This window comes from Burkholderia sp. HI4860 (assembly GCF_002223045.2).
Lineage (GTDB): Bacteria > Pseudomonadota > Gammaproteobacteria > Burkholderiales > Burkholderiaceae > Burkholderia.
This window is the reverse complement of record NZ_NKFO02000003.1, coordinates 3,000,947-3,022,573: the sequence shown is the minus strand read 5'-3', so window position 1 is coordinate 3,022,573 and position 21,627 is coordinate 3,000,947. Positions and strand designations below refer to the sequence as shown.

General features: G+C 61.7%; 17 protein-coding genes and 1 tRNA gene. 3 read left to right on the top strand and 15 right to left on the bottom strand.

Going from position 1 to position 21,627, the window contains the following annotated elements; all coding sequences use genetic code 11:
- The first annotated feature begins 11 nt into the window (after positions 1-11).
- Positions 12-1,121, top strand: a complete 1,110-nt coding sequence (locus tag CFB34_RS29420; RefSeq protein ID WP_089440596.1) for a fatty acid desaturase — start codon at positions 12-14, stop codon at positions 1,119-1,121.
- Between the two features lie 9 nt (positions 1,122-1,130).
- Here CFB34_RS29420 and CFB34_RS29415 read toward each other — a convergent pair whose 3' ends face one another.
- From CFB34_RS29415 to CFB34_RS29355, 13 genes are all read right to left on the bottom strand, one after another.
- A complete protein-coding gene (locus CFB34_RS29415) occupies positions 1,131-1,751 on the bottom strand; it encodes an HAD family hydrolase (protein WP_089440597.1) in 621 nt (206 codons plus the stop codon).
- A gap of 151 nt (positions 1,752-1,902) precedes the next feature.
- The gene (locus CFB34_RS29410; protein ID WP_089440598.1) at positions 1,903-2,781 is read right to left on the bottom strand and encodes a hypothetical protein; all 879 of its coding nucleotides are present in this window, start codon (positions 2,779-2,781) and stop codon (positions 1,903-1,905) included.
- Between the two features lie 51 nt (positions 2,782-2,832).
- Positions 2,833-3,489, bottom strand: a complete 657-nt coding sequence (locus CFB34_RS29405) for a TerD family protein (RefSeq protein WP_039369378.1) — start codon at positions 3,487-3,489, stop codon at positions 2,833-2,835.
- 100 nt (positions 3,490-3,589) lie between these two features.
- Positions 3,590-4,606: a DUF475 domain-containing protein gene (locus tag CFB34_RS29400; protein WP_089440599.1), complete on the bottom strand. Its 1,017-nt coding sequence runs from the start codon at positions 4,604-4,606 to the stop codon at positions 3,590-3,592.
- A gap of 47 nt (positions 4,607-4,653) precedes the next feature.
- Positions 4,654-5,400 (bottom strand): VWA domain-containing protein, encoded by a 747-nt coding sequence (locus tag CFB34_RS29395; protein ID WP_089440600.1) that lies wholly within the window; start codon positions 5,398-5,400, stop codon positions 4,654-4,656.
- A gap of 20 nt (positions 5,401-5,420) precedes the next feature.
- A complete protein-coding gene (locus tag CFB34_RS29390; RefSeq protein WP_089440601.1) occupies positions 5,421-6,512 on the bottom strand; it encodes a toxic anion resistance protein in 1,092 nt (363 codons plus the stop codon).
- 431 nt (positions 6,513-6,943) lie between these two features.
- The gene (locus tag CFB34_RS29385; protein WP_089440602.1) at positions 6,944-8,281 is read right to left on the bottom strand and encodes a virulence factor; all 1,338 of its coding nucleotides are present in this window, start codon (positions 8,279-8,281) and stop codon (positions 6,944-6,946) included.
- Between the two features lie 128 nt (positions 8,282-8,409).
- Positions 8,410-8,673 carry a PAAR domain-containing protein gene (locus tag CFB34_RS29380; protein ID WP_011352637.1) on the bottom strand — a complete coding sequence of 88 codons (264 nt, stop codon included), beginning with the start codon at positions 8,671-8,673 and terminating at the stop codon, positions 8,410-8,412.
- 9 nt (positions 8,674-8,682) lie between these two features.
- Entirely contained in the window at positions 8,683-10,164 is a 1,482-nt protein-coding gene (locus tag CFB34_RS29375) for a virulence factor (RefSeq protein ID WP_089440603.1), read from the bottom strand.
- Positions 10,161-12,407, bottom strand: a complete 2,247-nt coding sequence (locus CFB34_RS29370) for a hypothetical protein (protein ID WP_089440604.1) — start codon at positions 12,405-12,407, stop codon at positions 10,161-10,163. The genes CFB34_RS29375 and CFB34_RS29370 overlap by 4 nt, the downstream gene beginning before the upstream one ends.
- Positions 12,408-12,430: 23 nt before the next feature.
- Positions 12,431-15,208, bottom strand: coding sequence for a type VI secretion system tip protein VgrG (locus tag CFB34_RS29365; RefSeq protein ID WP_089440605.1), 2,778 nt, complete (start codon positions 15,206-15,208; stop codon positions 12,431-12,433).
- A gap of 230 nt (positions 15,209-15,438) precedes the next feature.
- On the bottom strand, positions 15,439-15,864 hold the full coding sequence (locus CFB34_RS29360; protein ID WP_089440606.1) for a hypothetical protein: 426 nt from the start codon (positions 15,862-15,864) through the stop codon (positions 15,439-15,441).
- 45 nt (positions 15,865-15,909) lie between these two features.
- Positions 15,910-16,539, bottom strand: a complete 630-nt coding sequence (locus tag CFB34_RS29355; RefSeq protein ID WP_089440607.1) for a LysE family translocator — start codon at positions 16,537-16,539, stop codon at positions 15,910-15,912.
- A gap of 186 nt (positions 16,540-16,725) precedes the next feature.
- Between CFB34_RS29355 and CFB34_RS29350 the strand changes: the two genes are divergently transcribed.
- Together CFB34_RS29350 and CFB34_RS29345 are read left to right on the top strand one after the other, a co-directional pair.
- Positions 16,726-16,816 (top strand) — tRNA-Ser (locus tag CFB34_RS29350).
- Between the two features lie 135 nt (positions 16,817-16,951).
- Positions 16,952-18,793, top strand: coding sequence for a DUF6538 domain-containing protein (locus CFB34_RS29345; protein WP_242808709.1), 1,842 nt, complete (start codon positions 16,952-16,954; stop codon positions 18,791-18,793).
- Between the two features lie 704 nt (positions 18,794-19,497).
- On the opposite strand, the gene CFB34_RS29340 is transcribed toward CFB34_RS29345, so the two are convergent.
- Positions 19,498-19,671, bottom strand: coding sequence for a hypothetical protein (locus CFB34_RS29340; protein WP_179243645.1), 174 nt, complete (start codon positions 19,669-19,671; stop codon positions 19,498-19,500).
- Positions 19,671-21,515, bottom strand: coding sequence for a TraM recognition domain-containing protein (locus CFB34_RS29335; protein WP_089440609.1), 1,845 nt, complete (start codon positions 21,513-21,515; stop codon positions 19,671-19,673). The genes CFB34_RS29340 and CFB34_RS29335 overlap by 1 nt, the downstream gene beginning before the upstream one ends.
- Positions 21,516-21,627: the final 112 nt, after the last annotated feature.

The window sequence follows — 21,627 nt, the reverse complement described above, 5'->3', positions numbered from 1 at the left end:
AATCCCGGTCGATGAGCCAACCCGCACGAACCGCCTTTCGCCACGACGCGGACAAGGTCGCGTACGTCCGCCGCGAGGTCAATGCCGCGAGCGACGCGATCCGCGCGCGCTTTCCGCTGCTCGACAACCAGAACCTCGTCGGCGCGACCGTGATGGCCGTCTCCGTGAGCGCGATGCTCGCGATCGCGTGGCTGTATGCGCGCGGATCGATCGCGTGGTACGTCGCGCTGCCGCTCGCCGCGTTCGTCACGTCGCTGATCCACGAGCTCGAGCACGACCTGATCCACCTGATGTATTTCAAGAAGACGCCGTGGGCCTATCACCTGATGATGGCGCTGTGCTGGCTCACGCGGCCCGGCACGATCAACCCGTGGACGCGGCGGCGCATGCACCTGCATCACCACAAGGTGTCGGGCGGCGAATCGGATCTCGAGGAATTCGGCATCACCAACGGCGAGCGCTGGGGCGTGAAGCGGCTGCTGATGATCGCGGACGGCATGCTCGCCGTCGTGCTGCGGCCCACCGCGATGCGCCGCAAGGTGAAGCAGTATGTGGCCGCGCAGCCGGTGCAGGATCCGTCCGAGCGCCTGCAGTTGCGCGTCGAGCAGGTGTCGTCCTACATGCCGGTCGGTCACGTGTATTACGTGCTGTGGCACGCGTTCATCGTCTATCACGTCGGCCTGTTCGCGCTGCACGCGTTCGGCTACGCGGTGACGGTGCCGGCCATGGTCGAGCGCGTGATGAGCGTCGTCGATTTCCTGGCCGTAGTGTGGCTCGGGCCGAACTTCGTGCGCAGCTTCTGCATCAACTTCGTCAGCTCGAACATGCACTACTTCGGCGACATCGACTCGCGCAACGTGATCCAGCAGACGCAGGTGCTCAACCCGTGGTGGATGGTGCCGTTCCAGCTGTTCTGCTTCAACTTCGGCAGCACGCATGCGATCCATCACTTCGTGGTGCGCGACCCGTTCTACATCCGCCAGCTGACCGCACGCACCGCGCATGCGGCGCTGCGTGAAGTCGGCGTGCGCTTCAACGACGTCGGCACGTTCGCGCGGGCGAATCGCTGGGGCGGTTATCGTCCGGCGCGCGCGACGCGCCAGGCTCAGGCCGACGCGTAACGCACCGCCTCAACCGCCGATCGGAGGCATCGGCCCTTGCCCGCGGATCCACGACCAGTTCGCGAGTTCGGCCATTTCCTTGTCGCCACGGCTGTCGCCGTACGCGAACAACTGTTTCGGCGGCCGGTCGCCCCACCACCCGCGCAGCCGCACGACCTTCTGCGGCCCCCAGCAGTTTTCGCCGTCGAGCCGACCGGCGAAGGCGCCACGCTCGAACGCCAGCCGCGTCGCGAGCACCGCATCGAAGCCGGCCGTCTTCGCCCACTTCTCCAGATACAGCGACGGCGACGCGCTCACCAGCACAACTTCGTGCCCGCGTGCCCGATGCTCGCGGATGCGTTCGAGCATTTCAGGGCGCACGAGGCTCGGCAAATAGGTATCGACGAACGTGCGCGCCTGCGCATCGAGCGTATCCTCGCGCACCGGCCCGAACGCGAACGACGCGAACTTCGCTTTCGCATCGCCACGCGACAGCAGCCCGGCCTTCATCGCAATGATCCACGGCAACGCACGCAATCCGGCCCAGGCGAAGCGTGGCGTGCCGACCGCATAGCGGACGAAATGGCGAAAGCTGTCGGTCGTCGTGATGGTGCCGTCGAAATCGAATGCGGCAACGATGCGGTCAGTCATGGAGAATCGGCGGGAAAGCGATGAGATGCCCGGGAAGATAGCAGACTCGCGCCGGTGCACGTGAAATGGCGTGATGCGGCACGGCCTGCGCAGCGAACCCGCGCGTCCCAGCGCGCGGGTTCATGCGCTTCGTTCCCTTCGTGCCGCGCCCTTAGCGCTGCGGCCGCGCCGCCAACGCCGCCGGCAGCACGACGTTCATCAGATGATCGGCGCGCGACAGCAGATCGGTCACGCGCTCGTCGAGCCCGCGCAATTGCGCGGGTTGCATGCGGATCTGCTGCACCGCCTGCCCGACGATGTTGCGGCGGTCGAACAGCGTGCGCTCGACACCTGCATCGTCCGGCGCGCGCACGACGTCCGACACCGCGCTCAGCGCCGCGAGCACGACCACGAGGTTTTCTTCCGCATGGCGGACCTTCGCGGCGAGTGCTTCGGTGCGGCGCGGGAAGAAGCCGAGCGACTGCTTGAGCGCCCCGATCGCCGCACGGTAGTCGACATGGCCCGTCGCCGCGCCGAACCAGCGTTCGAACATGCCGGCCTTGCGTGTCGCCTGCGCAAGCATGCCGGCCATCATGTCGGCCGCGCCAAGTTCGTTGAATTCACGCGTCGTGGCCGCCACGGCTTCGACGAGGTTGCCCGCCGCTTCCAGTGCGCCGTCGCCGATCGTCGCGACCGTCGCGAGCTTGAGCGGCACCAGTTGCCGGATGTGCCGCTCGATGCGCGGCGCGTAGTCGGGATAGAGATTCGGGAAACTGGCCTGCGCGGCGCGGAAGCACGCTTCGAGTTGCGGATGGTTCGATTCACCGAACACCGCGCGGCCGACCGCCTCGGCCGGCGCCGTGCGCACGGCCTGGCCGGACGCCGGCATCGGCTCAGGCCCGAAGTCGAGCGCCTGCGGCGCCGGCCGCTCGGGCCCGCGCGCAACCGGCGCCGCGGCCACCGGCGGCGCATCGAACGCAAGACGCCCGGGCGTGCGCTCGGGCGTCGTATCGAACTCGAGCCGCTTCGGCTCGTCGGACGGATTCGTCATCGCTGCTTCCTGCCCGGCTCGGCGGTATCCCGCCGGCCGGGCTGCCGCCAGTCAGACCGCGCCGCCGTACGCGCGCACGAAGTCGCCCAGGCCACGGTTGTAGCCGGCGCCGACCGCCTTGAACATGAAGTGGCCGTCGCGGCGATAGAAGCTGCCGACCTGCACCGACGTCTCCATCGAGAAGTCTTCCTCGAGCGCGTACTTCGCGATCACCGCGCCCGACACTTCGTCGGCGATCTGGATGTAGCTGTTGCGCACCTGGCCGAAATTCTGGCGACGCGCTTCGGCCTGGTCGATCGTCACGACCACCGAGATTTCCTCGACGTCGGCCGCGAGCTTCGTCATGTCGATGAAGATCACCTCGTCGTCGCCGTCGCCGCTGCCCGTGCGGTTGTCGCCGCTATGCACGACACCCAGGCACTTCGACGCGGGCATCCCGCGCTTCGGGAAATCGTCGCCCGGCTGGATGAACGTGTCCTTGCGCTCCATCGTGCGCACTTCGCTGTTGTAGAACACGAAGTGCTGATCCGAGATCAGCTTCGGATTGCTTTGCGCGTCGTACTTGCATAGGAACACCGACACGTCGAGATCGAAGTCCGTACCCGTGTCCGTCGCGTTCGCATCCCAACCGAGACCGATGCGGAACTTCTGCGTGCCGGGCGCTTCCTTCGACAGGTTGACGCGACCGCCTTTCGACAAATTGATCATCTGAACCTCTTCTGCTGGAACCGCCGTTGTGCCGGCGGCAATGCCGGGCCGCCCTGCGCGGCCCCTCGTTGATGATGTTCGACCCGCGCGTGACGCGGGGTCACTCGCCCGCTACAGCCGTGCGGTCTTCCTTGCGCTGCACGACGATCGACGACCACACGGCCGCCGCGATCATCGCCGCACCGACCAGGCCGGTGATGACCTCGGGCACCTCGAACTTCACGCCGAGGAACATGATCGTTGCGAGCGCACCGATTGCCCAGAACGCGCCGTGTTCGAGGTAACGGTATTGCGCGAGCGTGCCCTTCTTCAGCAGCACGAGCGTCATCTCCCGGATATAGGCCGCACCGACGCCGAGGCCCAGCGCGATCAGGAAGATGTTGTTCGACAGCGCGAATGCGCCGATCACGCCGTCGAAGCTGAACGACGAATCGAGCACTTCGAGATACATGAAACCCGCGACGCCTTCGCGCACCACACGCGTGCCCGTCTCCTCGCCGCCGATCAGGTCGCCGATGCCGTGCGCGATCACGAAGCTGATCACGCCGAACGCCCCCGCGAGCAGGAAAGCCACCTGCTCGGCTGCCGGCACGTAGAGCGACGCGACGATGATGATGGCGAGCGTCAGCGCCACTTCCAGCGCCGTGATGCGGCCGAGGTGACTCATCGGGCCTTCCAGGAAGCCGATCCAGTGTTCGTCCTTCTCGGTGTCGAGCATGAACTTGAAGAACACCATCAGCAGGAACGCGCCGCCGAATGCGGAGACCTGGTGATGCGCGGACGTGAGGATCGATGCGTACTGCTCCGGCGACTCGATCGCGAGCTTCAGCGCGTCCCACATGCCGATGTGGCCGATCACCGCGACGATCAGCAGCGGGAACACGAGCCGCATGCCGAACACCGCGACCGGCAGGCCGAACACCATGAAGCGGTTGCGCCACTTCTCCGACCAGTTCTTGAGCACCGAGGCGTTGACGACCGCGTTGTCGAGCGACAACGAGATTTCGAGCACCGACAGGACCGCGACGATCAGCATGTCCTTCACGCCGCCGATGAGATAGGCCGCGATCAGCGCGAGCACCGTGAGCGACAACGGGATCTTGAAGTCTTTCAACATGATGGGGGGGGTAATCGAGTTCGGGATAAAAGGCGTGGGAGCTGCGCTTACTTCGCGCGCACCCAGTCGCAGAATTCCTGCGTGATCAGCTGGTCGTAGATCTGTTCGTCGCTGACGTCGAGCGATTCGAGATGCAGGAAGCCGACGTTCGGCATCTCGTCCGCGACTTCCGCGAGGAAGCCGAATTCGCTCGGATCGCCGACGCCGACGAGCGACCAGTACAGCGGATAGTGCTGCGACTCGGCGAGCAGCTGGCGCACGCGCTTGCGGTCGTTCTTCGGGTTCTGGCCGTCAGTGACGAACAGCACCCATGCGGGCAGGTGGCCGTTCACCGGCGCGGTGGCGGCCGGCGCGGGCGTCTCGTCCGCTGCGCCGAACAGCCGGCTCAGGAAGCCGCGCTTCTCTTCGCGCTTCGGCGACGGCTCCGGCGCACGGAAGAAGAAGTCGACGATGTCGTTCATCACCGGCGCGTACTGCGTGCCGCCCCACTTGTCGATCCGCGCGTTGAGCACGTGGTCGGAGATATACGAGCCGTAGTTGTCCGGCGTCGCGGTCGGCAGGCGGTCGTAGCCTTCGGTGAAGGTCCACGTATCGACTTCGCCGTTGTCGTCGAACTTCAGTGCGATGCCGAGGATCCGGTCGTGCGTGTCCTGGATCACGCCCGACTGGTACAGCGGCTTCGCGGAGCCGGAGATGTCCAGTGCCGCGCCGACGCGCACGACGGGCGGCTTCAGGATCTGGCGTTTTTCGAGGACGATCGCGACCTTCGCCGCGCGTTTCTCAAGCGTAATCATGCGGTGTTCTCTCGGTTCTATCAGTTGTGCTTCGGAGCGAATCGGGTGATCAGGTCCTGTTCGAGCTGGCGCAGGCGCGGTGCGTCCTGCTCACGCTGGCGACGGCCGTCGGCGATGATCTGCGTGATGTCGTCGAATGCGCCGAACAGCTGCTGCTGCGCGTATTCGAACGTGTCGGTCGAGATCACCGGGCGCTGGCTCAGCTTCGCGACTTCCTGCGCGTTCTGGCGGTTCAGGTCGGCCTGCGCGCGGATCGCCTCGTCGGCCGCATCGTACGTCGCATTGGCGAGCGCCGCCGCGCGCTTCGTGCTGAGCTGCTCGAGGTAGAGCGCGAACGCGTTGGTCCACGCGGGGATCAGCACGGTCTTGATCGTCATGAACTTCGACGTCAGCGTGCGTTTCTGGTCCTGCTCCATCCGGATCTGCGGTGCGAGCTGCTTCGACATCAGCATCGCGCGGTCGAGGTCGTCGAGCTTGCTTTCGAGCGCGTCGACCTTGCGCTTCACGTCGAGCAGGCGCTGTGCGGCGAACGCGTCGTCCACCGGCTGCTGGCCGGCCGCGAGATGCGCCCGCAGTGCCGCGAGCGCCGTTTCGCCGTGCGCCTTCGACTGCGCGAGCTCCTGGTGCAGCGCGTAGTTGTCGTTGTACATCCGCTCGAGCTCGTCGATGCCGGCCTTCTGGCGCTGCGCATGGTTCTCGAGCTCGACGACGAGCGTGTCCATCCGCTTGCTCACCGACTCGTATTGCGACAGCAGCTTCTCCTTGGTCGAGCGGAACAGCCGCGTGACCTGTGTGAGCAGCCCGCCCTTGTCGGCGCCGCGCGGGTCGAGCCCCTTCGCGGTTGCGATCAGTTCGTTGAGCTTGTCGCCGAACTGGTCGGCATCCGACGCGCGGACGCTCGCGAGAATCTGCTGGGAGAAGGCCGCGATGCGCGTGCCCTGCGTCGCGCCGAGCTGGTCGATCTCGTCGACGGTGATCAGGCGGACGTTCTCCGCCGGGCGTGCAGCCGGCACGGCAACGGCGGCGGCGGGCATGACGGCGGGTGACGAAGACGGGGTGAAAGGACGATCGCTGACCGCATCGGAGTTCTTGTCGTCGAAGAGCGGCTTCATGTGGCTACCACGTTTCCTTTTCTGCTTTCTGCTGCGTGTTGTCATGCGCGCAAGGCGCGCATCCGCGATTGCCGCCGTGCTCTCTCACGTGCGGCAGACGGACAATAAAGGGCGACGACGCGGTGCGTCAAGAGATGCGAATCTTTCAATAACCATACGCTTTGTAAGGTATACGCTGGAAGTCTCGATACGGCTCCCGGTGACGTGAGGACAAATGCCTTGATGTTGCGAGGACCGGCAATTCTCGGGAAACGTAGGTAGCGAATAATAGAAAGTATTGTGAAAGAATCTACCTCTGGCCATTCCACTGATTGTTACAGATTGCTTAATACGGCGAGGACCATTGTCGCGATGCATCGGGCGGCGGTGATTCCGCCGAATCCCGTCATGCAGACACGCGATACATTGAGGCAATCGTCCTGTGGCGGGCTTTACTCCGAATAGCCCTGCGACGCCGGACGTGCATCATGACGACGGCCCCACCACGGCAAGTACGCGTTGTTTTCACCGCGTGCACGGAACCAGTTCTTGCTGGTGTCGATCGGCGTCAGCTTCGACGGTGCGACCACCACCACTGCCGTCGGATGCTCGGTGTCGGTCGTTCCCGCCACGAGCACGTTTCCGCCGAGGTGCTTCGCTCGGCCGATCGCCAACGCGACATCGGTCAATGCCGCGCCGGCACCCATGTCACCGAGCAATGCCGACGTATTGAAGGTCTGCGTGTGAAGGTCGTATCCCGGCCGCACCTCGGTCAGTGATCGCGACAACACGGCGGCCCTTGTCGATGCGGCATCGCTGCCCTTGCCTGCGTCGTGAATGACGTAATTCAGTGACGAGACCGTGACGCCTGCGTTGCTCGCCGCCGCGTCGATCGTCGATGCCCATGCCTGCACCACGCGGCTCGTGCGTTGCTTCGTCTCGAAATCGTCGATGTTGCTTCGTGCGGCCTTGCCGATCCAGGCCAGTGGTTCGCGCTCGGTCTTCAGATTCGGGCCGGCGAGGAACAGCAGCACCATGTTCTCGTTGATCTGTTCGTCCTGCGGCGGAAAGCTCGGCGCGTCCCAGTTCATCACCCAGACGCTTTTGTCGGGGTGAGCGGCCAGATAATCCAGTGCGGCGTTCAGCGACGTGAAGCCGGCGTTGCCTTGACCTGACGTCACGTGGACATCGGGTGGCGTATCGTGGCTCCACAGATCTTTTGCGGACGGGTTGCCGATTTCGAACATGCTTGCAATCTCGCCGCGCAAATATGACGCTGCCCGCTTGGGATTCAGTCGATCGCCGGGAATGGCCAGCTCGACGTGTATGCCAGCCAGCTCTCTCCAATTCCACCGCCAGCGCGAGCTGACGGTATAGAAGTAGTCGCTGTTCACGAAATAGCGAATGCGAAAAAGTACCAGGAGTTCGTTGACATACTTTTCATAGAACCCGGAAAACGACTCACGGCCCCGGCTACCATCCGCGACGATGGATATCGGTTGCAAGGTCGTGTATTTCGCGGGCTTGGTCCGCACCATATCGTCGTTGCTATTTGGCTTGACCAGCCCGAGCGTCCACAGCAGTTGCCACTCTGTCGGATAGTCACGCCGTTGCAGCGGATTGAGCCATGCAAGTCCGACGACCTGGGCCACGAACGGCACTGCGGATGCACCCTCGACGGCTTGCGTCGATGCGGCGTTCATCTCCGCACGCACCGGCAAGACCAACAGGATTGTCGCTGCCGCGATCACAACGGATTCGACGTGTCTGACAAGAGTGAGACGGGACATGAATATTCCTAATCAAGCCGGTCAGCAATGCGTTGGCTGTCGACCGGCAGGCACCGGAGCCCGGCCGGAACCGGACCCCCCGTCTTCACTCCCAATGGCGAGTACGTCGTGACAATCGCCCCAACGACTCATTCCCGCCCGGACGACGCCAGACTCGAAATCAGCGTCGCGCCACACGAAGTCTTGTGACCATCGAACGCCGCGGGTTTTCCGTCGACGATCACCTGCGGATCGCCTTCGGCGATAAAGCAGGCCTGATGCCCCGAGATCGGGCAGACGCACGTGTCGCCGAGCCGGGCGACCGGCCGCCCCATCACTTCACTGACCGCGCTGCCGGTCACGACCTGGCCGCCATGGCTCGTCGCGTCGCCGACCCGAATGATTCCGCGCATGCGCGCTCCTTATTCTGAATAGCCTTGTGTCGTCGGGCCCGAATCGTGACGGCGCCCCCACCAAGGCAGGTACGCACTGTTTCCGCCACGTGCGCGGAACCAGTTCTTGCTGGTGTCGATCGGCGTCAATTTCGAAGGGGCGACGACAACCACCGCGGTCGGGTGCTCGCTGTCGGTCGTTCCTGCAACGAGCACGTTTCCGCCGAGGTGATTCGCTCGGCCGATCGCGAGTACGACATCCGTCAGCGCCGCGCCAGCGCCCATATCGCCGAGCAACGCTGATGTGTTGAAAGTCTGCGTACGGAAGTCGTATTCCGGCAACACTTCCGTCAGCGTTTGCGACAGCGAGGCGATCCGCGTCGATGCAGCATCGCTGCCCTTTCCTGCGTCGTGCACGACGAAATTCAACGACGACACGGGCACACCCGCATTGCTCGCCGCCGTATCGATCGTCGACTTCCATGCCTGTACCGCGCGGCTCGCGCCTTGCTTCGCCTCGAAATCCTTGACGTTGCCTCGTGCAGCCTTGCCGATCCAGGCAAGCGGCTCACGCTCGGTCTTCATATCCGGGCCAGCCAGAAACAGCACCACCATGTTCTCGTTGATCTGTCCATCTTGCGGCGGAAAGTTCGGCGCATCCCAATTCATTACCCACGCGCTTTTGTCCGGATGTGCAGCCAGATAGTCCAGCGCTGCGTTCAATGACGTAAAACCCGCATTCCCTTGTCCTGCCGTCACGTGTACATCGGGCGGCGTATCACGGGTCCAAAGATTTTTCGCGGACGGATTACCGATTTCGAAGATGGTAACGATGCGGTCGCGCAGATAGGAGCCAGCCGACGCAGGATCAACTCGGCCAGAAGGAACTGCCAGCTCGACATGCATGCCTGCCAACTCTCGCCACTTTCGTTGCTCGCTCGGGCTGACTGTATAAAAATAACCTTCGCCAGTAAAATACGGCACACGGAAGAGTATCAGCAGTTTATCGACATATTTCTCATAAAAACCAGAAAAAGATTCGCGCCCGTGACGGCCATCCGCAACAATGGAAATTGGCTGCAAAGTCGAATATTTACTCGGATTCGTTCGAACCATGTCATCGTTGACGTTCGGTTTGACCAGGCCGAGTGTCCACAATATTTGCCACTCGGTAGGGTAATCCCTGCGTTGAAGCGGATTCATCCAGCCAAGCCCTACGACCTGAGCAACGAAGGGTTTGGATGAACCAGTTCCAGCAATCGGAGTTGCCGTATCGGCCGACGATGCAGCGACTGCGCGTGGAGTTGCAATCACCGTTGCAAATGCAAACACCATGACTGCCACGAGGCCAGGGACCAGCACCAGTCGTTTCATCAGATTACCCATACTCAATAACTCTCCCGCCGGCTTGCCGGACGAAATCAATATCAAAAACGATGCCCCTGAAGCAAGGAACAATGCAAGACCAGCAACCCCGACCCGACGCGGCCAAGTGGCAATGACCGCTCTCATAAAATCCCTCCCAACTTCAGGAAAAATCCGCCATCTCTCTCGTCATGTATCTTTGGCGGCATCTTTGCATGCTCATCTTTCTTTGCCCAATCATGCAAAAATAAATCTCCATACTTTCCAGTGTTTATATAATCAGCCAACTTAAAATTTGGATCACCCTTCATTACTTCGCTGGCGAATCGCCAGTCGGCCTGAAGTCTTGCATTCTCAAAGTCATCTTCTGTCAGATAACAAAGGCCAATCGCCACATCATAGGCCAGTGCCCTCTCAGCATGGTCCTTGTTGGTCATGATGGTCGAATGGTTGGTGGGGTTGTTCTTGTCCCCTCCGTTCAGGATCGCGAAGATCTCCTTGTTTCTCCATTCGGTGTAATCAGCGCTCGCTGCGTCCGGATTGTCCTCTCCGATCACTTTTCCTGCCTCGTTGACCCAGCGGCGGTTCCCTGATCTTCGCGCTTCCATCCGGAGAATGGAATGATCCTCGTATCGCTGCGCAGCCTCGGATGCTGCGTTGCCCTTCGCTTTCAGCGCGTCTCCCTCAGGAGTGGCGAATTTTTCCGACTGTTTGTCGAAGTTGTCGTACGGATCGTCATCCCGCTTGTTCTTCTTGTTTGCATCGAGCCCAGCCGACGGCGGATCGTAGCCCTCGTTGAAGTCTCCTCCTTCGAGCTGTTTCCCGTTCGCATCGTGCGCACCCGATGGCTCGCCATAGCGCAACGCCTTTGGAAAGAAGCGCGTTTCCTTGTCGAGCATCGGTGCGGTAATCGGGATTTCCCATTTTTCCGGAGGCAGGGCATTGACCTCCATGTCCGACAAGTTGAACAGGTAAACGGCCGGGCTCGTTACAAACGTGAAAAACTTCGCGATCCACCCTTCATTGGAATGCATGCCTCGCGCAAACCCATACCGCGCGGGCGGTGATGGCGGATACCAAAAGCCCTCCGTTTTGTTCTTGCTGCTACGCCAGTCATCCTCCCAATACCGGTATAGCTTGTTGTCACCGCCGACTTCGAAATTCGACGCGAACACGCGTTGCGAGAAAACACCCCACGCATTCGTCGCACTGATCTCTTCGATACTCATGCCGCGCCAGCCGATCCCTTGAACGGTCAGGGCTGAAATGACCTGATCATGCGGGCAGCAGTACAGGGTCACTCTTCCGTAGGTGTTTGTCCCGTACAACCCGTGCGCCTCCCGGTCCTTGGCAGCGCTATACGGCTTACCCCCGTTCTTCGACGGTCTTGCGTTTTCCATTGCCCGATCGAGATCCTCTGCAGGCATCTCCAGATCGGCTCGAGCGCGCAGGATATCGAAGTACTCCCTCAGCGTTTCCTTGCGTGCGACATAGGTCTCGCGCCCCACGTGTCCGTTCTTGTCGCGTACCCCGCGCTGTGCCCAGGTGTCGGTGAAGTTGCTCTCCACGAGGCTGTACGGCGGATTGGCGAGAACATAAGTGTCCGCGACGCAGCGTCCTGTCTTGCCCCACTGATCCGTCACCTCGGGCAACCGGTCGCCAAGGAATGCAGCGGCGAGCCCGATCATGTTTCCCTGGCTGTGGCACACGATCGTGATCGGCACGTCGGCCTGCCGCTTGCGGATCCATTCGACCAGGCGCGCAAGTCGCAGTGCACCCAGCACGCCATAAGTGCGCGGCGGTGTCGAATAGATCTTGCGATTGCCGATCGAATTCATGTGCTGGACGGTCAGCCACAAAAAAAGCCGGTCGTGCAACCCGTCATTCCACAGATCCGGCAGACTCGAACACCCGCCCGCGAACGGCCCGCCGCCCCAATAATTGTTCTCGTTGAGCATGATCTTGTCGCCATACTTCTTCAGCTCGTCAGCATTCGCGGAGTAGCCCCACCGGAAGTGAATGACAGGCGAAAAAGACGGATCGGACTTGATGTACGTCTGCGAGGACATTTCCGGATTCAGAAATCCGTCAGGTGTCAGGCTGTCGATATAACTGACCGGCGTCATCTGCCCGGCCACCGGCCCACAATGGAACAGTTGATCGTCATACCGCCCCATGCGCCGGTTCAATCCAGCGCATAGCCCTTCCTCGGCGTCCTTGAACCATTCGCCCTCCGAATTCACCCCGTGGACGAAAATGACGACGCCCGGCAGCGGCATCTGCATCACGCATTGGAGGTCGTTCCGATTGAACAGCGTCGTCCCCGCTCCACCACCCACCGCCATCTTCGACGGGTCGTCCGGGTTCTGCGAAAAGTTGTAGTTGAACATGTTGTTTTTCTTGAAGACTCAGCTCAGGTTCTCGACTTGAAGAAGCGCACCGCCAATTGTTCGAACTGATCGCTGCTGACCGGCGCCAGCTTGCCTTGCGCGTCGGTCTTCCCCTTGATCAACTCGCCCGATGCCTTGCGCACCTCGGCTTCCATCCCTTCGACCGGCTGCCCGTCGGTCGCCCGAACCAGCTTCGGCACCCGCCCCAGCGAACCCTGGTCGAACTTCGGGAAATCGGTGCTCATGCTCGCCGGCCCGGCCCACGTATGCGACGCGGACTTGACGGTGAAACTCCCCGGACACCCGAGCTCGATATCTCCGCCCTGCAGCTTCAGATACGCGCCGCCCGACGTCACGAACACGACCTGCTCGCTGGCCATGCCCGCGAGCTTTCCGCCCCCCGCCGTCATCTGGATGTTTTTCGCGGAATCGATCTGCGTATCGTCGTTCTGGCTCTGCAGCGCCACCTTCCCCTGGTTGGCGATCGCCGAGACCCCTTCGCTGTGCGCGAACATCGCCACGCCGTGGCCGGCCTGCAGGTTGATCCGCTGTCCGCTCGTGTACTGCAGGTGATTCTGCGCGACGATATCGACGTTGCCGCCCGCATGGGTCGTGACAGTCTTCGGCGTCGCGATGCTGATCCCGGCCGGCGCGGTGATGCCGATCGCCGCCATCGACGCGCCCGACGATTCGCCGCCACCGGCGGCTTCCCCGTTCGGCCAGCCTTTCACCGTCGTCATCAGCACGTCGTGCGGCTGCGTATCGGGCGCCACGCCCTGATGCTGGCCCGCATAGTCGCCGAGACTCTTGAACAGCTCGACGCATTCCTGCATCAGTTGCAGGTACTCGTCCCGCGCCAGGTGGCCGTCGCTCGCGCGCAGCCGTTCCCAGGCCGAGATCAGCATCGCCTTGCCGCTGCGAATCGCCACGTGCGCATCGCTGCGCAACTCGGCGCCCTCGCCGCGCGCCGCACCCTGGCCGTTGTCGCGCGGCTGCGTCAGATAGCCGAGGTTCAGTTGGCTATGCGCATGCTCGCTCGCCAGCTGGCTGCTGATCTGCCCCGGCGTATCGTCGAAGCGGATCTGGTTGTACCGCTGCCCCTTGATTTCCTTCGTCTTCGTGCCGGACAGGTAACGGTTGCCCGGCAGCGCGCCCGTGTGGCTGAAGGTCGCCGGCATGTTAGGCCCGTTGGCCAGCACACCCATCACGACGAGCCGGTCCGGATCGCCGCCGATATGGCCGATCAGCACCTCCATGCCGACGCGCGGCAAGGTATTCGCGCCAAAGCTCGGCCCGGCGAGCGCGCAGGCGACTCGCACCGGCGCGCTGTCGGTCGGCGTGCCGCTCGTGCCGGCGCCCTGCGCATGCGCGTGATCGTCCGCGTTCAGCCCCTGGATCTGCACCCGGATGCGGCCCATTTCATCGCAGAACACTTCTTCCCCGTGGGGTCCGACGACGACGGCCGTCATCGGATGCACGGCCGGCAGGTCGACATGGGGATCGTAGGCCGGGGTCAGCGGCACGCCGCGCCGCACGCACGAGAACGTGTTCTCGTAGCGCCGGTCGTTTTCATCGCCTGGCTTGCTGCTCACGTCGGTCGGCACCGCGTTGAACAGCACGCGGCTTGCCGCGAACAGCGACTGCGCGCGCTCGTTCAGTTCCTTCGGCAAGTTGTTCCGTACACGGTGATGAAGCGACGTGACGACGAACTGCCGCTGCTCGGCCGGCAATGTGTCGAGCTGCGGATGCTCGGCAAGCGCAAACCAATGGCCGACGGCCAGGTCGCGCACATTGCTCACGCCGTCGACGGATTCCGCGCGCAGTTCGTGCGCAAGCATGCGGTCCTTGCCGATCCGGTCGAGATCGGCCGACGAATTTCCCGCGTGCGGAATATCGATGACGCTGTCGGCCAGCAAATGCCCGAGATCGTTGCCGCCGTCGCCCTGGTCGACGATCGTCGCCTGTTCGGTTTGCGACATCCGGCCGGTCTTGTAATCCCATGTCGGCCGGACGATCTTGCCCGGAATCAGGCTGCGGCTCGTCGCCCACAGCGTGATCGAGTCGCGCTCTTCGGTGGCGGCATCACGGTGATAGCGAACGGTCCCGGCAACCGTCTCGGGCAACTTCATCGAATCGTCGGCAAAGACCAGCGTATGAACCGGCGTGTCGTTCGCGTTGCCGTTCGCCCGCTCGCCGGCCTTGCCTGCCTTGACGAAGACGGTCGCGCCGTCGCGCCGCAGCAGCCGCCGGATGAAGTGCGCGTCCGACTCGTTGACCTGCCGCGTGAGTTCACGCGCCGGGTAACGTTCGCCTTGCAGGCCGGACAGGTCGAATTCGAATGCGCCCGCCAGCGCCGAACTGCGCTGGCGCCACTCCTGGAGCAGCACGGCGAGGATGTCGGGCAGGTTCTTGGTGCGGAACAGTCGCGAATTGGTTCGCCGCTCCATTACCGACAACACGTCGCGAATCGTCAACTGGTAGCAGGTGAGCGAACCGTCCGACTGTCCGGTGCGGACGTCGGTGACGATGCCGTTGATGGTATGGAGACGCCCGCGATCGGTCGTCATTTCGACGGAAACCGGTAGCCCGATGAAGCTGCGGATCGGGAGATCGGCCCGCGCGGACACGCAGGTCAGATGCCCCTCGATGCCCGTCATCAACCCTTCCCGGATATCGGCATACTGAAGCGCGAGCACGTGCTCGAGCGTCTTCTGAGCCGGCCCCCAGTTCATGCAAACCGGCCGATTGTTCTGATCGACCACCCCGGACGCAAATGTACGTAGCAATTCGGCTGTATTCACAGCGTGACTCTCAGGATTTTGTTTTACTTCGTTGTTCACCGGGCAATCACGCCCGCTGGTCCGTCCTGGGAGTGCCGCCCGCCTGTTTTTTCGCGAGCATATCAAATTTGTCAGGCGAGTGACGAAATTTTGAAAGGTTTTAGAGCCCTTTGTGTAACGCTTCTAACCAGATTTAAAATTTCACAATCTTTCGAATTGACCACATCTCGTCCGGCAACGCCCGATCGTCGTCATGGTGTAGCGCCGGCCGGCACTTGCCGCATGCCTAACCGTGGCAACACGAACGGCACCGATCGGTCACGAATCGTGAAATCCCACCGCCCTTCGATGTCCGCGAACGTCGCGCTGAAATGCCGGTCGTCGGCCCACGTCAGGTCGTCCAGATGGCACGACGCGTACATCGCGCCGACCGTGCGCCGCGCGAGTTCCTTCAACGGGTCCTTCGACACGAGCGTGAACGTGACGGCCTCCTCGAACAGGCAGTCGTAGTCGGTGACGAGCAGATAGGCGTCCGGCGTCTCGAACTGGCGAAGCAGCACATAGCCGGAAACGGTGAGGCCGCAACGTTGGCCGTTCACGAGCACATGCGTGCGCGATGGCCACGCTTCATACGGACCGTCGTGCGTTTCGAGCGTGAAGCGCTCGATCGGCTTCATCGCCGGGCCAGTTGGCGAGAGATATGTTCCCGAAGCATCGCCGCGTCAGTTCGCGGCCTTGCGATACAGCGCGACGTAGCCCGCGAGCATCAGTAGCAGCGACCCGCTAACGCGGTTCAGCCACTTCTCCCCCGCGGCCTTCCATACGCGCACCGAATGCACGCCGAGCAGTGCATAGCCGGTCATCCCGATAACGTCGATCGCGACGATCGTCGCCGCGAGGATCGCGTACTGCGGCGCGATCGCGTGCGACCGGTCGACGAACTGCGGCAGCAGTGCGGACATGAACAGGTAGTACTTCGGGTTGCTCATCGCGACGAAAAAGCTCTTCAGGAACGCGGTCCGGCGATCGGGCATCGCGTGATCGAGCGCCTGCGCAGCGGTAGAACCGCCGGATGACAGCAGCATCCGCACGCCGACGTAGGCGAGCCACGCCGCACCGGCCAGCTTCAGCGTGACGAAGGCCGTTTCCGACGCGTCGAGCAGCACCCCGAGACCGCACCCGACCAGCGCAACGAGCACGACATCGGCCGTGACAGCGCCCAGCATGCCGACCATCGCGTGACGCAACCCGTATCGCGAGCCGTTGCTCATCGCGAGCAACACCGTCGGGCCGGGCGTCGCGACGCCGACGGACAGGATCAGGGCAAAAGCGAGCAAGGCGGACAGCGACATGGTGGAGCGTTCCTGTTGAACGAAGGGCTGGAAACTGCCGGCGGACTGAGCATGATCGCATGATGGCGCGACCGCCCGCTCGACGGTTGTCTGGCGGGCCGCCGACCTCGCACGCCGTCCGATTTGCATGGATCGTCGGACGGAGTGGCGGACTGCCCCCAGAGTTTGCTATACTCTCGGTCTTCCGGAGAGATGGATGAGTGGTTTAAGTCGCACGCCTGGAAAGCGTGTATAGGTTAATCGCCTATCGGGGGTTCGAATCCCCCTCTCTCCGCCAAGTTGCCTCTAACCCCTTGAATCGCCAAAATATGCCGGTCTCTCAAGGGGTTTTGTTTTTTGTATGGTACAAAAGACGGTACAAAAACAGGTACAAGGCAGCAGGCAGCAAGGGGGTACGGCCGAAGACGACCGTATGCCTCAATTCATGTTCAAGACCCGGACCGGTACCGGGTACCTCTTTCGTCGCGGCGTGCCGGAAGACGTTCGGCAGACTATCGGCAAGCGAGAGTTCAAGGAAAAGCTCAGCGGGGACTACCGAGCGGCTTGCCGCGAACGAGACCGCCTAGCGCATGAGACGACAGAACGGATTGCTGCCGCTCGCAACGGGTTGCAGCGACTTCGCAAGAACGGGTTCCACGTCTGGGACGACCTCGAAGTAATCAATGAAGTCACCCCGGATGTTGCGCAGCGGTTCTACTCTACGGTGTTCGCCACAACCGAAATCGCTGACATTCAGCGGCGTGAAGCTGCCGCCGTGGGGCAACAGCCTGGGCTTGAAATGGGCGAGGCACGGGAAGCCCACTCCGAGTCCGAGAGGCTGTTGAGGCAAGCGCTGGCTACGGGCGATTGCAGTGCATTCCAGCAAGTTACGCATCAGACGCTGTACCTGAACGGGTACCGGCTCGCGGATAAGCTCATTGGCACCGTGGACGAAGGAAGGCTTCTGCTTGCTTTCGTGCGTGCGCACCTGGCGGGCATTGGCGTTGTACAGGCTCGCTATAACGGCGAAGACCCGTCGGTTGTCGTCCCTGCCGCTCCGCTAAAAAGGTCAGTGGGAGAACCAGGGGCGGTCGTCGGCACCGCGAATGTGATGATGCTGTCTGCGGCTATCAAGGAGTTCCTTGAGCATCTTCCGCCCTCGCAGGAGCCAATGAACAAAAAGCATGGCTTTATCCTCCCGGCTTTTCTCGAGGTCGTGGGAGACATGCCTATCACCGAGTTACGTCAGTCGCACGTTAAGGATTTTCTTCTTACTGTCCAAATGCTACCCCCGCGCTGGTCGGAGCTACGCCGAAAAGGCGGCCAGAATATCCGGGATTTAGCGGGCCAGAAATGGGACCAAACGTTGGCCCTCAAAACATACGAGGGTTCGTATCTCGCGTCACTGCGCACGTTCATTGAGCGTGCTGTCGCCGATTGGCAAGATGTGGGGTTCCCGACAACGTTGACGACGAATATTCCCTTCCACGGTTCGCGCACAAAGACTGAACGCAAGCAGCGTGCGCTCCGTCCCGACGAGATTGGCCTGATTTTTTTCAATGAACGGATGAAGGAAATCGTAGCCAGCCCCGCCCAGGTGCATAAGTTTTGGCTGTTGGCGATAGAGCTATACACTGGCGCACGTGTTCGGGAAATCTGCCAGATTAACCCGCAGTACGATTGGGGCTGTCAGGATGGCATCTGGTGGCTTCGGTTCACGAACGAGCCCGGCGATAGTCCCGACCAAGACGTTACGAAATCGGTGAAGACCGGTAAGCCGCGCACGATTCCAATGCATGCCGAACTGGTTCGGCTTGGTCTTCCGGACTACCTCGAACAAATGAGATGTATCGGGGCGCGACGGCTATTTCCGCAATGGGCGCCGACAGGAGGCAACGCTGGCGCAGCACCTGGCAAGTTCGTAGCGAACTACATGCGTAGCATCGGTCTACACGGGGTCGAGAATGAGTTGGGCAATGCAGTACGAGGTTCGCACTCGTTCAGGCACACCCTGTTGACCTACGGCAGAAAGAAAGGTGTTGGTCTACGCTGCATCAGCGGACATAAAGAATCGTCAGACAACACCGTCGCCGACGGGTATGAAGACGAAACTGTGTTGATTCCTCTGTCAGAAATGGCCGCGCGCCTCGCCAAATTGGACTACGGTGTAGAGCTTCCCATACCGGTTCCGGTGCAGGTACGCACACTCCAACGTCGGCAGAGTCAAGGGAGCCACGCGGAGGCCGCTGCCGCCACAAAGCGCCAGACTGGATGAGCGCGACAGGGGCAAGGCCCCGCCCCTTGAGACTCCACGGATAGATGTGCCCTCGGCGCTGCCGGGAGGTTGAAAACGTCTCCCGGTAGATGCCATGCGGCGAGCGTGGTTCGATTTTAGTGTCGAATGGGTGCAAGATGCATCTCGTGCTCAGCCAGAAAACGAATCGCCGCCTCACGTGCGATGTTTTCTGATACACAATAGTGGGGCCGGTGTAAACCGCCCGCGCGCAAATCTAGCCAATAGGGGCCGGACGTATAGCGCGATGGCTTGTAATCCAACTGACGACGAAGCCTAACCCACACGGAATCTGACTCAAATTCCTCGATGATTTCGAATTGCGGTTGATTTTCCACTTTGAATCTCCATGTCAAGGGATTCGCCATGGTGTAAAAAATAGGAAACCCGGTCAATTGTTCACACACAGTTTATAAGTGGAATGCCGAGGAATAGCCATTTCGTCAAGCTCGTATAGCGCGAAAAAGGGATGTTTTGTAGGCGTTCCTAACTGCACGATTCTTGTAATTTGGGCTTTAACTTATTATCAATCGTCGCTCGGGCAAGCTGCGCAGTGTGGGCAAGCGTGGGCAGGCTGTGGGCAAGTTTGGAATAACAGCTTCATCGTTATTCCTGGCTTGTCCACGGCCTGTCCATGCGGTGTCGGCGAAGCCGACATGTCCATACGGAGCGGCGCGTCAGTGGGTTTATCGACCAAACAAGCGGAAGGTGTGCCATCCTGCCCAGGCTGCCCAAATCGTGGCCGAGAACCGCCAAACGACCTGCGGCATCTGGGCAACGTAGTTTGTATAGGCATAGCTTCCAAACAGCATGGCGGCAACCGCGAGAATGAAAAACCCCCAGATTTTAAGCGTACTCATTACCCCTCCAAATCTGCATGACGCGCACCGGGCGGTGCAAAGTACGGTCGCAGGTACACACGGTGAAGCGGAACGCTGCGGTTTCCGTCGTGGGACTGCAAAATGCCTTGCCCCAAAGGCAGATTTGCCAATGCCTCGGGCGGTACGACATATTCGCGTTTCTGCCGGACGGAATACGATTGTGAGACCGTCGATTCGCCTCCAAACTGCCCGCTTGCGGTCAGTGCGGCCCCGGCGACGTTCTCCGCAATATTGCGGTCCACGGCTTCGGTTTCGTGCTGGCCCAGCAAATCCGCCGCAAACTCCGGCACTGTTTGGTTCAGTACAAGCCGATTGCGCAGCGATTGAAGCAGGACTTTCGCGCGCTCCTCGCCCACGCGCTGAACAATTGAGGCGTGTCCCTGCGTCAACAGTACCGTGATGGACTTCGACTCCCGGCACAGCGCTTGATACTCCGCGTCGCTTGGGCTCGCGTAGTCTTGGTACTCGTCAATGACCAGCGCCATATAGCGGTCCGCATTGCAAAGGCCAGCGCGCGCCCAAGCGAGGCGGGCCAGCATCGCGTCTTCGTAAGAGAGCTTCAGCAGCATGCCGAGAATCACCGCTAGTCCGGGAACTTCACGGCTATTGCAGTCGAGCACGACAACTAGTCCACGATTGATGCATTCCGCCCAGTCTGGCATGTCAAGCTCGGCTTCCGGCGCGTTGTACAGGTGTGCCACGCCGGGCGCGGTCAGCGGAATCAGCAGGTTGAACAGTTCGGCAACATAAATGGCGCGAAATTTCTCGTCTTCGCCGAGACGGTCGATGATGAGGCGCGAATAGAACATGAAGTCTTCATATCTGTCAGCCTTCGCAGGGGAGCCACTGAACAGCGTTTCGATGTATTGCGATGCGGCCGCGCCGGGCGTATCGCTACCGGACGTGATTTGCAGCAGGTCACTGAGAAAGTGCCGAACCGCACTCGCAGTGACGTACCCGGAAAGCAAACGCAGCAGCCCAATCGCGCCTTCGGCCAAGTGCGCCGCGCCTGCGCGAATCCAACGGGTGTCCGCCCCGAAAGGCGCACCATTCACGTTCTCCAACGCGGTAAGCAACGCATTTGCAACAGTAGCCGGAGACGACAGCGGCATGTGCAAGGGGTTCCAGCGTGTTGGCTGACCTGGGCCGACAGGAAGCAAGTCCGCGCCGCGCCCTGCTGCCTCCATCTCGATGCGTAACGGTTCAACGAGCGCGGCCTTGGAATCCATAACGAGCCCACCTGGGCGGCTCGCATGGTGGAATAGCTGGAAGACCGCAGGCCGAAGCACATACGCCGTCTTCCCGCTGCCGATGCTTCCCAGAACAAGCAAACCAGTTACGAGCGATTTCGCGGGCAGACAGGCAAGCTGGGGCGTGGGGCTGTACCCCTCCTTGGTGTCGTAGACCAGCGTGTAATCCCCGCTCGCGTCGTACTGGCGTGTGGGATGCACCTCGCCCAACACAATGCCCGGCTCGTCGAACACTGGAGGCAAAGGGAGTCGATACCCGGCGGCGATGGCTGCGGGCGCCTGAGGGTAGCTGTCCAGAAGTAGTCGCACGCGCGTCCCGACCTGCCCCCAATAGGCGCGCACGCCCAGCCCCGCAAGCACTCCGGCTGTGAGTGCGAGCGGCAGAAGTGAGACCAGCCGGCGCACGAATTCTCCGGGGAGATATGGAGCCGTCAGGATACCGGCGGCAGCACTGTAGCCGACGAACGCGCAAAGCGGCAGAAGCCATGCCAGTTGGTGCAGCACGACCGCCCGCAGTCTATGGGCGACATAGACTGCGGTACGTTCGCGGGGGGAATATTCCTGCAGCAGCATTGTTACCGAGCGTGTGTGTACAGTGCCAGCAACGCGCTGAACCAGGGGCGCGGACCACGGATAACGATGTCTCGATTGCGGCTCGCAAACTCTCGATAGAACAGGCCGCGCA